We start from the raw sequence: 13,475 nt of genomic DNA, 5'->3' as shown, positions 1-13,475 counted from the left end.
TGCTTGGGAATCTAATTAGAAACGGAGACCTAAAGTAAACAGTACTTGGCTACGGGTATTAGTTACTTTGGTTGTTTCCGGTGTCAGCACCGTAGTTGCGTTGTTCTCCTCATACTTATTTACGAACGGATAGAAATCTTCTTTATATGCAGAGAATTTATAAGCCAAATCTGCATAGAACATAGATCCACGATATCCAATACCCAAAGTATAATTGCTCAAAGCTTTCGTATTTGCCCAGTCAGTATCTGTCTGAATAGAATAATAAGGCATATCTTTGAAAGCATCTCCATGGAAAATTGCCGAAGAGTAATTATAACCGGCACGCAAAGCAAACTGGGGAATCACTTTATATTCAAGGCCAAGACGGAGGGTATTTACACCTTTCATCATAGGTCTCGTACTATTTTCAAACGTAAACTCTGAACTTGAACCGGTCGGTCCTCGGAACTTCATCGTTGAATAATCCTGATATTCATATTCAGCACCTAATGCCAGACTGGTACCCACGGTGTATCCTAAACTTACATTGTAAGTCCACGGAGTCTGAAGCCGGAATTCACGTACCATATCTCCATTTCCGGGTAACTTATCCCTCGTATCTATAGACCACTGATCTATCTTCCCTGTCTCAACATTCAGCACATCCGATTCCAAATAAGCACTGGTCTTATAATCCAGATTATAGAATGTAGGAGTATGGATAGCAAGACCGATACGGAACGGAGAATCTTCGAACGGACGAAGAATCGTACCTAATTTTACATCAAAGCCGGAACCTCTTACTTTATTCCAACTTCTTAAGTTGTAATTCTGTGGTGCATGCGCTCCTGTATATGCTTCGGAATAATAAGTGTACTTACTATAATCAACAGCATATGCTCCAATAGTCAATCCCAAATAAAACCGATCATTAAAATTGAAAGCAATATTAAAATCATACTGATCGATTCCTCCACGTTCCTGTGAGCTAAAGTTGGCAACACCATCATCATACATACCATAATAATTGCCCGGTGTTGTATACAATGGTTTACCATTGATGTCATATCTTTGATTCCCATCTTTATCCACATACGGAGAATTAGGCTTGCCGGCTGCATTCATTTTATCAGTTGTAATATCACTAATCAACCAACCGTCATATCCCAATATGGAAAGCCATCCTATCTCCGGATCATCGTAAGGATGATCTCCCCATTTTGATATACCGCTTGCCTGTTCGGCCATCTGATAGGTCTGCGAACTGTTACCAAGTCCTCCTGCCATCTTCATATTCTTATAAAAAGACTTAGCCTTGTGATAGTTAAATCCAAAATTCACATAACGCAAAGAAGTTTCATTGCCAATCTTAGATGCAAATACAAAACCCAGATTATCAAAAGAACCTTGCATTTTATCCGACTTAAATTTATCTCCCAAATATTTGCTTTCCGTCCCGTATGAAGAAAAGCCGAAAGAAGTCATAAAATCATTACTGCGATAGATACCGATACCGGCAGGATTCGTTCCGATTGTAGAGATATCCCCCCCTAAAGCTCCCATGGCGCCACCCATGCCGACAAAACGGGCGGTTCCGTTCAAGTCCTTTCCTGTTATCTTGGCAGCATCGTACACAGTCTGTGCACTTATCGGGGCTGCTGCTACCAACAGCCCCAAAGTTGCTAAAGTAATTATTTTTTTCATCGTCAAATGCTTTTTTAAGTTAATACCTCCATTATCATCTTCTGCCCCTTGAAGAGCCACCGCCACCACCGGAAGAACGGGAAGAACCACCACCGCCACCGGTAGAATAACTACGTGAACTACTACCTGAAGGTGAAGAATAACTACGCGTAGACGAACTGCTGCTGCGAGAAGGAGTACTGTTGTACGAACGACGAGTGGTACTCTCATTGTAACTACGCGAAGGAGCCGTAGAACTGCCACGAGTATAAGTAGAACTGCTTCTTGTACTTGCCCTTCTGCCTCCTTCCGAGTAAGACGGAGAACCTGTAGTAGTGCTTCCGCCGCGGGTTCCTTCATAAGAAGAACTGCTGCGTGTGCTACTTGGACGAGTATAGGTACTTCGACGTGAAGAAGAAGCATCTGTACGGGTAGTAGATCCCGGACGCTCACCGACTACACGCGTTCCTATCACACGTCTGGCAGAGCTCTCTCCTCTATTGTAAGAAGATGTTCCTGACGAACGAACGGAAGAACCGCTATTGGAACGAACCGCACCTGAACCATACCGGCGAACAGTTGAAGAGTTTCCATAACTGCTTCTCACAGCAGACGAACCACGGCGGGTATAAGTATCGTATCTTCCTGCCCAGCTACCTCCGCCACCCCATCCGGGATGATAGTGATGATGGTGTCCCCAGTAGCCGCCATACCAGCCGCCCCAGTAACCACCCCAATAACCGGGATAATAGCCTCCCCAGGCGTAATAAGGTGAAGACCATCCCCAGCCCCAGCCCCATCCGGGACCATAAGAGTTATAACGCCAATCCCACCACAAGCGGTTGGTAAACGTCGGGAATGCATAAGCATAGAAACCGTCTGTATAAACATTCCAATCCCAAGAATTAGCTCCATAAACAATATCCCAGTAAAGCGGGCTGCTAATGCTTACCGCAAAACGGGGATTACGGAAACGAATGATGCGTTCAGCGTACTCGTAGTCATCCTGTGAGCCATTGAACCCGTTCACCCATTCACCATCCGGATCGGAGACAGCTTTTTCTTTTACATATAATGTATCGTCCTCCATTGCGAACTCATTATCTTTAGCATCGTAACGGCGGTTATACTCATCCACATCACGCATATCACGTTTGTTTCCTTTACGGTCCTGAACCACTACCGTAGTACCCGGAGCCGTATAAATATTCGTAGTGACTGTCCTTTTTTCCGGCACCTTCTTTACAGGAATCTTTTCTGCTTCCTGCTTTTTTTCCTTAGAAGGCACGAAATAAAGGTCGTCATTATTGCTTTGTGCCATCACAGCCAGTGGAAGGCACAGGGCAAACAGCGATAATAAAACAATCTTTTTCATATTTCCGTGGTTTATTGGTTACTTTATCTTTTTATTCACGTTACAAAGATAAGCAAGGTATTCACGCTGTCGGATAGATTTTCCCCAAACAATAATAGGGATTTCCCTATTTTGCCGTTCTTTAACTTAACAAACCTCAACCCGATAAAAACAATGTTTACTTTGTTTCTATCCCTTTAAATCGTACTTTTGCAAATAAAAACACCTATGAAGTACTTTGAGTTCACTTTTGATACACATCCTTGCACCGAAACGGTGAATGATGTGCTTGCTGCCGTGTTGGGTGAAGCCGGATTTGAGAGTTTTGTCGGACGGGAAGGCGGACTGACCGCTTATATTCAGCAATCACTTTACAATGAAGAGACATTGAAAACAGAGCTGGCAAATTTTCCTGTGCCGGATACGGAAATTTCTTATACGTTTGCCGAAGCCGAAGACAAGGACTGGAACGAAGAATGGGAAAAAAATTTCTTCCAACCGATTGTAATCGGAGACCGTTGTGTGATTCATAGCACATTTCATCAGGACGTGCCTAAGGCAGAATATGATATCCTGATCAATCCGCAGATGGCATTCGGAACAGGGCACCATGAAACAACAAGCCTGATTATCGGAGAATTGTTGGATAGCGAACTGACCGGCAAGTCGCTGCTGGATATGGGTTGCGGAACTTCAATACTGGCTATTCTCGCACGAATGCGGGGAGCTAAGCCTTGCACAGCCATCGATATCGACGAATGGTGTGTACGCAACTCGATAGAGAACATCGAACTGAATGGAGTGACAGATATTGCCGTCTCGCAGGGGGATGCTTCGGCATTACAAGGGAAAGGGCCATTCGATGTAGTAATAGCCAATATCAACCGCAATATCTTACTGAACGACATGAAGCAGTATGTAGCATGCATGCATCCGGGATCGGAGTTATTTATGAGCGGATTCTATATAGATGATATTCCGGCTATCCGCCGGGAAGCAGAAAAGCACGGACTCACCTTCGTACACCATCAGGAGAAAAACCGATGGGCAGCAGTAAAGTTCGTACTTTAACACACACGGGTCTGCCACAGAGTAGCACACGAACGACATAACAGTCAGCCCTGTGCTAATCTGCGGTATGACCGGATCAGACTTCAAATTCCTTTTTCACCTGCCTGCACCAGTCTTTTATTCGCTTATCAGTCATTTCCGACTGATTTTCGATGTCAATGACCAATCCACACCATTTATCACCTTTCAGAGCCAGGGAACGCTCGAAACTATATCCGTCTATAGAAGTAAAACCGACAAGCGTAGCTCCATCATTCTCAAAAACTTCGGCAAGCAGTCCGACACCATCGGCAAAGTTCTCGGGATACTTCACCTGATCGCCAAGCCCGAAGATAGCCACTTTCTTCCCTTTCAACTGCAAGGTGCGGAGTTCGGGCAGAAGCTCGTCCCAATAAGTAGGCAGTTCGCCATCGAACCAGGTGGAAGCACCGACTATGAAATTATCATAGGCTTCAAAATCATTCTGCCAGGCATTTTCGATAGCTACAGACTCGGCAGAAGCACCAAATTCTTTTTGAATCTTTTCAGCCACCCAAGAGGTTTTATCGGCTTTGGCAGCATAGAATATTCCTATCTTTTTCATGATTGATCGTTTTTTTAATTAGAACTCCATCAACTCTTTGGCTGCTTTATATATCTTTTCATCATTCGGCAGGATAGCCCGTTCCAATATCGGATTGAAACCTACCGGAGTAAAGGTGGAACCCACACGTTGTACCGGGGCATCCAGGTAACGGAACATTTCTCCGGCAATCTGCGCTGCAATTTCGGCACCGAATCCGGAGAAGACTTTGTCTTCATGAACCACCATCACTTTACCGGTTTTCCGTACGGAAGCAAAAATTGCCTCTTTATCCAACGGAATCAGCGAACGGAGATCGATGACTTCGACACTCCCCACCCCTTCCCGGGCAAGACGTTCGGCAACATCCAGACAAAAATGGGTAGTATTGCCATAAGTAATTATAGTCAGATCGGTTCCTTCGCGACGGATACGGGCCTTACCAAAGGGAACTTCAAACTCTTCGGGCACAACGGCAGCAGCCTCTACTGAGTTGTAAAGCGCTTTGGGCTCCAGATAAAGAGTGAATCCCTTGGAACGCATACTGGTGCGGAGCAGCCCGGCAGCATCGTCGGCAAACGACGGACAAACAATGCGGGCACCGGGTAAAGTCGTAAGAGCCCCTTCAAGGTTCTGCGAATGATACAATCCACCGCCAATGTATCCACCCGAAGCAAGGCGAAGTGTAATATTGGGAGTAAACTTACCGTTGCTACGCCAATACTCGTGTGTACACTCAACGTACTGCTCGACAGCAGGCCAGAAGTAATCGGCAAACTCAGCGCCTTCAATAACCACATGTATTTTAGGATCGAAACGGCACATTCCGTTGGCCGTTCCCACAATGTAATCTTCGGCTATCGGAGCACTGAACACACGGGCATCACCGAACTCCTGTTGCATCCCCTTGGTGACATTGAATACGCCTCCTTTATCTTTATTGGCCACGTCTTGTCCCCAGATAAAGGTATCAGGATTGCGGCGAAACTCCTCTTTGAGCGTTTCATTAATGGCGTTCACCATGAAACTCTTCTCACCTTCGACAGGGCCCGGAAGTCCGTCTTTATACTTTTGAGGAATATACGGTTCGGGAAGGACAAAGTCATAAATGCTCTCCGGAGTCGGATCGGGTGCAGCCAACGCTTTACGATTGGCGGCAGCCAGTTCTTTCTTGGCGGCAGCTTCTATCTGTTGAAGGTCCTCTTCCGTCAGGCGCTTGTAGCGCAACAGCATCCGGCGGAACTTCATCAGCGGATCGGCTTCCTTCACGTATGCCAACTCATTCTCGTCGCGATAGAGAGTATGCTTATCAGAGTTGGAGTGCGAACCGATACGTACGCAATTGGCATGTACTATAACCGGAGTACGGTTGGCTATAGCAAATTCACGGGCTTCGGTCATGGCATTCATCGAGTCAAATACATCCTTTCCATTGCAATGAATGATGCGGAGGTTCTTAAAACCGGAGAAGTTATCGGCCACTTTACGATTGGCAGTCTGATCCTTTTTAGGGACGGAAATGCCATAACCGTTGTCCTGGAATACAAAAATAACCGGAAGACGTTCGTTGCTGGCCCCGTTGATAGCTTCGTAGACAAATCCCTCGGATGTGGCAGACTCACCATGTGAAGTAATGGCAACCCCCTTATGACCATAATAAACCATGGCACGCCCTACGCCTGCCGCATGAAGATCGTGCGTACCGGTAGCAGAAGAGATATTCTCAATGTGCCATTCCGGTTTGGCAAAGTGATTGGACATGTGACGTCCGGCACTACCCGGATCTGTAGCTTTTGAGATACCGTTCAGAATGAGTTCCTCCGGAGTCATTCCGGCAGAAAGCACAGTGAGCATATCCCGGTAATAAGGAAAAAGATAGTCCTCACCAAGAGTAAAAACCTGCCCGATAGCAAGCTGAATACCGTCATGCCCGGCATAAGGAGCATGATAGGACCAGCCAAGAGATTGCAGCAAATAGGCGGGTGCCTTCTCGTCGAGCGCACGCCCCAAAGTCATTAAATGATACCACTTGCGGAGCGTCTGTTCGTCAGTGGTTTTTATATCGTATTTCTTCATATTTAAAGTGGGTTTAGGATTTTCACCACAAATCACACAGATGATCACAGTTTAAGGATAAAGCTCCCCGAATAAGTTCAGCAACAATCCGGGAGATCTGTGGTGAGACTGATTTATTATTCTGTAAATCTCCGATATGACGACTATTCTTTCCAGTTCTCCAGATAGTCGGCAATGAAGTGCAGGAAGTTACCTCCCAGCGAACCATCCACCACACGGTGATCATAAGAGAGTGACAAGTACATCTTATGGCGAATGGCTATCACATCTCCTTCGGGAGTCTCCACCACAGCCGGCTTTTTCTCAATGACGCCCACTCCGAGAATAGCCACCTGCGGCTGGTTGATGATCGGAGTGCCGAACAACATCTTAAACGTACCGAAATTGGTGATCGTGAATGTTCCGCCATCAATATCGTCAGGCATCAACTTATTAACCCGTGCCTTTTTCGCCAACGAATCGATAGCGACGGCAAGTCCGTTAAGATTCAAACGATCGGCATCATGCACTACGGGAACAATCAAGTTTCCATCATCTTGCGAAACAGCAATGCCCACATTGACATGTTTCTTATACAGAATGTTGTATCCGTCTACCGAGACATTTACCTGTGGATAGGCAGCCAACGCCTGGGCAGTGGCCTCAGCAATGGCAGGCATATAAGTCAGCTTCACACCTTCACGACGGAAGAAAGCGTCTTTGGTCTTTTCGCGCCAGCGCACCAGCCGGGTGACATCTACTTCGACCACATTAGTCACATGCGGAGAAACCTTTTTCGACATCACCATGTGGTCGGCGATGATGCGACGTACTCGATCCATTTCTTTGACCTCTACCGATGCGTCTGAAGAAACGGCAGAAGCAGATTGTCCATGCTGAGCCTGAGGAGCCATAGTGGCAGCCTTCTTTTGTACTTCTGCAGAAGGGACAGACGAAGAACCCGAATTATTCCCTGCAACCGCTGAAACCACCGTAGTAGAAACGTCAGCTGCCGGAGCACCTTTCTTCATCTCGATGTAACTGCGGATATCTTTTTTACTCAGCCGACCTTCATAACCTGTTCCGGGAATCGAATCCAGTTCTTCCTGAGAAATCTTCGCCTCTCGTGCTAATTGAAGTACTGCCGGCGAATACCAACGTTCTACTTTGGGAGCGGTAACTTCCGCCTGAACTTTCGGAGCAGACGCAGTGCCCGATACCTCGGCAGCCTTTGGAGCAGATGCCGTTTCTACAGAGTCTGCGGTTTCCGATGCTTCTCCGGAACCTTCTCCATCCATATCTACAATGGCAACTACCGTACCTACAGGTACCGTATCGCCTTCCTTAAACAATATTTCCACCACTTTCCCGGCAACGGGAGAAGGAATCTCCGCACTGACCTTAGCAGTGTTCACTTCGAAAAGTACGTCGTCCTCATTGACCACGTCACCTACTTGCACCGACCATGATAAAATGGTTCCTTCGGTAATACTTTCGCCCAACTTGGGCATTTTTATTTCGAATCTTGCCATATACACAATTATTTATTCTTTCACTTGTACAAGTAGAACAAGATTGTGAAAAAGAAAGTTTTAAGTTAATGTTTTTTTAAGTAATCGCCTGGATAAGAAAGCCGTTTAGTGGCTAAAAACATAAGAAAGCAAGCCGATTTCATAGCAAACATAACGCATTATCAATAAACACTTTACAATCCATTAAGGTATCTTTATCTCAGCCCGGGTATGCGGGCTCATGAGCCCGGGTACGCGGGCCCACCAGCCCAGGTATGCGGGCTCATGGGCCCGGGTATGCGGGACGAGATAAGAACCTGACCATTTTCACTAAAGGTACTAAGGAAAACAAACTGCTTTAAAGGGCATAAACGGATAGGATAACAGATACATCTATCTGTATATCAAATACACACAATGAATCGAGCTTGCCAAATCGAGGGTGGAAGATGGAAGATGAAGGTGGAAGATAAATGGCATAAAAACAGCATCTTCCACCGGGACAGATATCTTATAATCAACGACATGCGTCCTAAAAGGTGGAAGATGGAAGATCGAAATGCATTTTTCGTATGAGAAGGCTGAATTTTGAAGGGAAAATAGTTCTCCTTCACCGGATACTGAATAATCAGACTGCTTGGTAATATTCACGTCAGTTACAGATGATGTTGTATTTATTTTCCCGTACCCCCTCGATAATTGCCAGTTCCTCCTTACTGAACGCTTCGGAAACCGAAGGACCTGCAAAATAACGAAAAATCCACTCCCGGAATTTATCTGTAGATAGAGCCGGATGCATGTACTCTTTCAGATTCGTCACTTCGCTACGAACCGAACGGACAGTAGGATGTACAGCAACCTTTTCCTCAAGTCCTTCTACCTCAAGCAACTTATTCAATAATACCAGATTTGTATCATACAGCAGTGTGCAATGATACATTGCACGATTGCGATGTACGCATTGCGCACTGCCCGAGACTTTTCGCCCGTCGACATAAATACCCAATCGTTCGTCGCCTCTCACTGCAACTCCGGCGGCAGTCAACATTTCAACCGTTCGCTCCAGATAAGTTTCGAAACGCGCCAGACGGGTAGTTTCAATGAACGTAAGATTGATGTTGCCCAAATCGTGATATACGGCACCGCCACCGGAAAACCGCCGGAATACAGGAATCTTGTTTTGTTCCGCCATCGTCCGGTTCACTTCCGTTTCCACCCGCTGATGCTTGCCTATAATTACGGACGGAGCACTTTGCCAAAGCATGAATACATCTTCTGTACCCTGCTTCAACAAATACTCTTCAGCCGCCAGATTGAAACCGGCATCCGTAGAAGAGCTATTTATAAACCGCATCAGGCAAACAGTGTCTCGTGGTAAATTTCACCGACTGTCGGGTGCGGGAAAACACTCTTTCGGAATTCATCGACCGTATATCCTCTCTGGACAGCAATGCCTGCCACAACAATAATTTCCGAAGCCGGATTGCCCAACATGTGACAACCGATAATCCGATCGTTATGATCGATAATCAGTTTACACAGTCCGTTCCCCAACTCGTTTTCGGCAACAAAACGCCCCGAATAAACCATCGGTAATTTTTGTATCCGATAATAAATACCCTTAGCTATCAGTTCCTCCTCCGTTTTACCCACACCGGCCAGTTCGGGATTGGTATAGACTACGCCCGGAACACAATCATAATCCATCCGGTCATCTATTCCCAAAATATGATTAATGGCAACTTCTGCTTCACGAATAGCCGTATGTGCCAATAAAGAAAAGCCGGTAATGTCACCGCAAGCATATACGCGAGGATGAGAAGTCAACATGTGTTCATCTACGACGACCCCATTTCGGTGCAACTCAATATTCAGTTTATCCAATCCTACTTGGGTGATATTCGCTTTACGGCCTACGCTCACTAAAATCCGGTCGGCATCGATAAACGAACTTTTTCCATCCTTTTCCACAGTTACTCCTTTATCACTCACCTCGGTTACTTTCGTGTTCAGATAGAAATTAACCCCTTTCTTTGTATAGTCAGCACGCAACATCGCACTGGTTTCTTTATCCATTGCTCCAAGAATTTCCGGCATCATCTCGATCACTTTCACCCTAACGCCCATGCTGTTAAAAAACGAAGCAAACTCCATTCCGATCACTCCACCTCCAATAATGGCGAGTGATGATGGAAGAACAGTGCTATCCAGTGCCTCTCGTGAGGTCCAGTAATCTACGTCCGAAAGCCCCTTTATCGGAGGGATCACGGTCTCCGATCCGGTACAAACCAGCAGATAGGTCGCCTCGTATACCTCTCCATCACAGCGGATATGGAATCCTTCTTCACCTTCGCCCTCTATCACCACTTCCTTATCTACAATAGTCACTCCGTAAGAGTTTACCGTCATTCTCACTCCGCCCGTCAACTTCTGTACCGTTTTGTTTTTCCGACCGATGATTTTTTCCATATCAAATGCAGGAGCACCATCTACCGAGACACCGTATTTCGGCGCACTCTTGATACCGTCCAGCACCTTAGCGGAATAAAGCAGGGCTTTGGTAGGAATACATCCTTCATTAAGACACACACCGCCCATTGCTTTTTTCTCGAACAAAACAGCACGCAAACCGTTAGCTCCTGCTCTCTCGGCAGCAGTATACCCGGCAGGTCCACCACCGATAATAGCTATATCATATCTCATAATCGTATGTTTTTTTTAGTTATTCATATCATTAACAACAAAAAAAGATAGGCCTTAGTTTTAAAAGGTCGTTTTTTTACAATGGCCCCAATAGGGTAAACAGTTACTTCTGCTGCACAAAGTATAAATCATTATAAAATTGTTCACTAATAAAAAACACCTACCGGCACAGGAAAAAAGCAAAGGTCCGGTTACGGAGATCGATGACATTCCAAACAAAAAGATTATCTACAGGCAAATTCTATTATAGAATGAATAAGCAGTCACACCTCATTCATCTTTATCAATATGATCGTTTCCTTTTACTCTGTCCCCCTTTACCCGTATAGAAAGCAGGACTTATTAATCAATTTTAGATAAGGGAAGATATTTTTCTGATAAATTATTTGTCTATTAAGCGACAAGCCTGCATATTTGCACACTTTTGAAACCTACTATCTGTATTTACGGAAAGTCGGGATACAAAAAGCTTTCAGGATATCATCCGTCTGATATGAACGGATAATATCAAGATAGAACTAACTATAAAAATAAAACAGTATAAAGAATCCATTATAGTAATATGAAGAAATTGCTTTGTCCCCAGTGTAAAATAGCCGGTATGTATGTAAAAAACGATCAGGGTGAACGCCTGTTAGTATATATTGCCCAAGATGGAACAGTCGTATCCAAATATCCGGAAATCCCAATCGAAGGATTCGATTTTACGGAAGTATATTGTCTGGGCTGTTCCTGGCATGGATCGCCCAAACAACTGACAAGATTCTAAGCGATACGCCACCATCCTGTGCTAATAAGCCAAAACTTCACCACAGATTAACAGATTACACAGAGAAACACTATTATCACTTATCTCTTGCTATATAGTTGTGTAATCTCTCAATCTGTAATGAAGCAGGCTTTAGACATGGATAAAAATCTCATATAGCCGTATAGTCAAGAGTGCAGGTCAATTGTCCCACTGCCTGAAATCAATCCAAACCATCTTCGACATTTTGAGATCCGTCCTAGCCGAATCGTGCCCATAACGAATGCCACAGTTATAGTGTACATACGTCTTTTGTAAATCGATGGCATCTGTGATAGCGACAGAAACGACTCCGGGCTGTGCATCCGACTCTAAAGAGTAAATGCACTGCTGTTGATGCAACTTCATACTGTTGTTGATGTGATTTAAATAATTCTGGCGAAGAGTCCAGCCTCCCCATGTTACATAGTTGGGTGTCATCGCCTGTGCAGCGTCTATCCAACGCAACCCCTGACTTGTTTCGTAAACAAAGGCTTCCGCCCTGTCGTAGAACTCTCCGGGAATAAACTGCCAAAGCTTACTGTACAACCCGTTACCAAACTGCCCTTTACAGGAATAGTCCATCGATTTAGTATTGTAAGACACTTCGGTAGACGATTCTTTGCCAAACGACACTTTGAATGCCTCCCAAGGTTTGTCTTCCAGTTTGGTGGGTGATACGGAGACAGACACTTTCCAGAAAGAGTTCTCCGTATAACTGGCACCATGATTCACTGTTTGCGGCTGATAACTGATCTCCCGAAAAATTCCCCCGTCCGAATGAATGGTTATCTCACTGGAAGCTTCCCGCATCAAATTCCAGATGTAAGCATAGACATTAATACCTTTGGGAGTGGTATAATCTTTGATATTGGCAGTGAAGCCATTTCCTGCGTTATTCGTGATACTCAATATGCAGTTGTTGTTCTTACTATATATCTGGAAGTTATAGGCATCTATCGCCCAGAAATTATCTATAATCACATCAGGTGCGGCACCTTCTTTCATCTTATAAGGGACTGCCTGCATCGAATAATTCATGTCTCCCTGAGCATAACCATAAATACGGTTATAAATCTCAATCCTTTTCAAGGCCTCTTTATCCGCCATTTGCGCATTATATCCGGGATCCGGATCGTTACCTTCAGGTAAGGTATCAACAGAGCGGCTCAACAGTTTTTGATTAAAGGAAGCCACTCCCTTACCAATCATATTATCTTTGGCATACGGATCGGCAGAAGGAAAAATACGGTAATGCTGTACGTTATCATAATTGATCGCGTAATAGCCTGCTTCCATATAGACTCCTATCAGTGAAAGCATCTCCTGCTTCTGTTCCGGAGTGGACTGAGTGGCAATCACATAAAAATCCCTTTTATAGAACTTCAACATACGAAACAGAGATATCGGATATTTACCGGAGATAACATCATTGATATTCAAAATGACCGTCATATAAATCTTCGGATTCTTGATGTCGGCATTAAGTTCCGTCTCAGGATCTTTCATCTTGTCATAGTCTACAATGGTCTTCTTACCTATTTCCCAGGAAGAAGGAATGTTGTTGAACAAGCGGGATGTAATATCTTTCACTTCCGCATCGTTAGTTCCCATGCGTATCAGGACCACGTCCTTCTTGTCTACCGCATAGTCCTCATCCGTCCCCGGAACATCATCAATGACGTCCCTAACGCACCCCCCGAAAAGAATACTTGAGAACAGAAGTATCATATATATCATTTTAGTTTTCATCATAATCTTTTTTTA

The 13,475-nt window shown here is 44.9% G+C and carries 10 protein-coding genes; 2 read left to right on the top strand and 8 right to left on the bottom strand.

The features are described from left to right. Window positions 1-15 precede the first annotated feature (15 nt). A complete protein-coding gene (locus tag FDF36_RS17220; RefSeq protein WP_220392186.1) occupies window positions 16-1,686 on the bottom strand; it encodes an OmpP1/FadL family transporter in 1,671 nt (556 codons plus the stop codon). 34 nt (window positions 1,687-1,720) lie between these two features. Continuing rightward, entirely contained in the window at window positions 1,721-3,040 is a 1,320-nt protein-coding gene (locus FDF36_RS17215) for a hypothetical protein (RefSeq protein WP_220392185.1), read from the bottom strand. A 207-nt stretch (window positions 3,041-3,247) separates the two neighbouring features. Between FDF36_RS17215 and prmA the strand changes: the two genes are divergently transcribed. Then, window positions 3,248-4,090, top strand: coding sequence for a 50S ribosomal protein L11 methyltransferase (prmA, locus tag FDF36_RS17210; protein WP_220392184.1), 843 nt, complete (start codon window positions 3,248-3,250; stop codon window positions 4,088-4,090). A 76-nt stretch (window positions 4,091-4,166) separates the two neighbouring features. On the opposite strand, the gene FDF36_RS17205 is transcribed toward prmA, so the two are convergent. The 5 genes from FDF36_RS17205 to lpdA form a co-directional block, all read right to left on the bottom strand. Then, window positions 4,167-4,673, bottom strand: coding sequence for a flavodoxin (locus FDF36_RS17205; protein WP_008768295.1), 507 nt, complete (start codon window positions 4,671-4,673; stop codon window positions 4,167-4,169). Window positions 4,674-4,691: 18 nt separating this feature from the next. Further along, complete coding sequence (locus FDF36_RS17200) at window positions 4,692-6,728, bottom strand: alpha-ketoacid dehydrogenase subunit alpha/beta (protein ID WP_220392183.1); 2,037 nt, start codon at window positions 6,726-6,728, stop codon at window positions 4,692-4,694. 143 nt (window positions 6,729-6,871) lie between these two features. Further along, on the bottom strand, window positions 6,872-8,239 hold the full coding sequence (locus FDF36_RS17195; RefSeq protein ID WP_220392182.1) for a dihydrolipoamide acetyltransferase family protein: 1,368 nt from the start codon (window positions 8,237-8,239) through the stop codon (window positions 6,872-6,874). Between the two features lie 631 nt (window positions 8,240-8,870). Continuing rightward, on the bottom strand, window positions 8,871-9,572 hold the full coding sequence (locus tag FDF36_RS17190) for a lipoate--protein ligase family protein (protein ID WP_220392181.1): 702 nt from the start codon (window positions 9,570-9,572) through the stop codon (window positions 8,871-8,873). Next, complete coding sequence (lpdA, locus tag FDF36_RS17185; protein WP_121963519.1) at window positions 9,572-10,921, bottom strand: dihydrolipoyl dehydrogenase; 1,350 nt, start codon at window positions 10,919-10,921, stop codon at window positions 9,572-9,574. The genes FDF36_RS17190 and lpdA overlap by 1 nt, the downstream gene beginning before the upstream one ends. Window positions 10,922-11,483: 562 nt before the next feature. Here lpdA and FDF36_RS17180 point away from each other — a divergent pair. After that, complete coding sequence (locus tag FDF36_RS17180) at window positions 11,484-11,690, top strand: hypothetical protein (protein ID WP_220392180.1); 207 nt, start codon at window positions 11,484-11,486, stop codon at window positions 11,688-11,690. 180 nt (window positions 11,691-11,870) lie between these two features. On the opposite strand, the gene FDF36_RS17175 is transcribed toward FDF36_RS17180, so the two are convergent. Then, a complete protein-coding gene (locus tag FDF36_RS17175) occupies window positions 11,871-13,463 on the bottom strand; it encodes a hypothetical protein (RefSeq protein WP_220392179.1) in 1,593 nt (530 codons plus the stop codon). Window positions 13,464-13,475 lie beyond the last annotated feature (12 nt).

The sequence above is a fragment of the Bacteroides fragilis genome (genome assembly GCF_019583405.1).
GTDB classification, from domain to species: Bacteria; Bacteroidota; Bacteroidia; order Bacteroidales; family Bacteroidaceae; genus Bacteroides; species Bacteroides fragilis_B.
The sequence above is the reverse complement of the archived record's forward strand: the minus strand, read 5'-3'. Positions and strand labels throughout refer to the sequence as shown.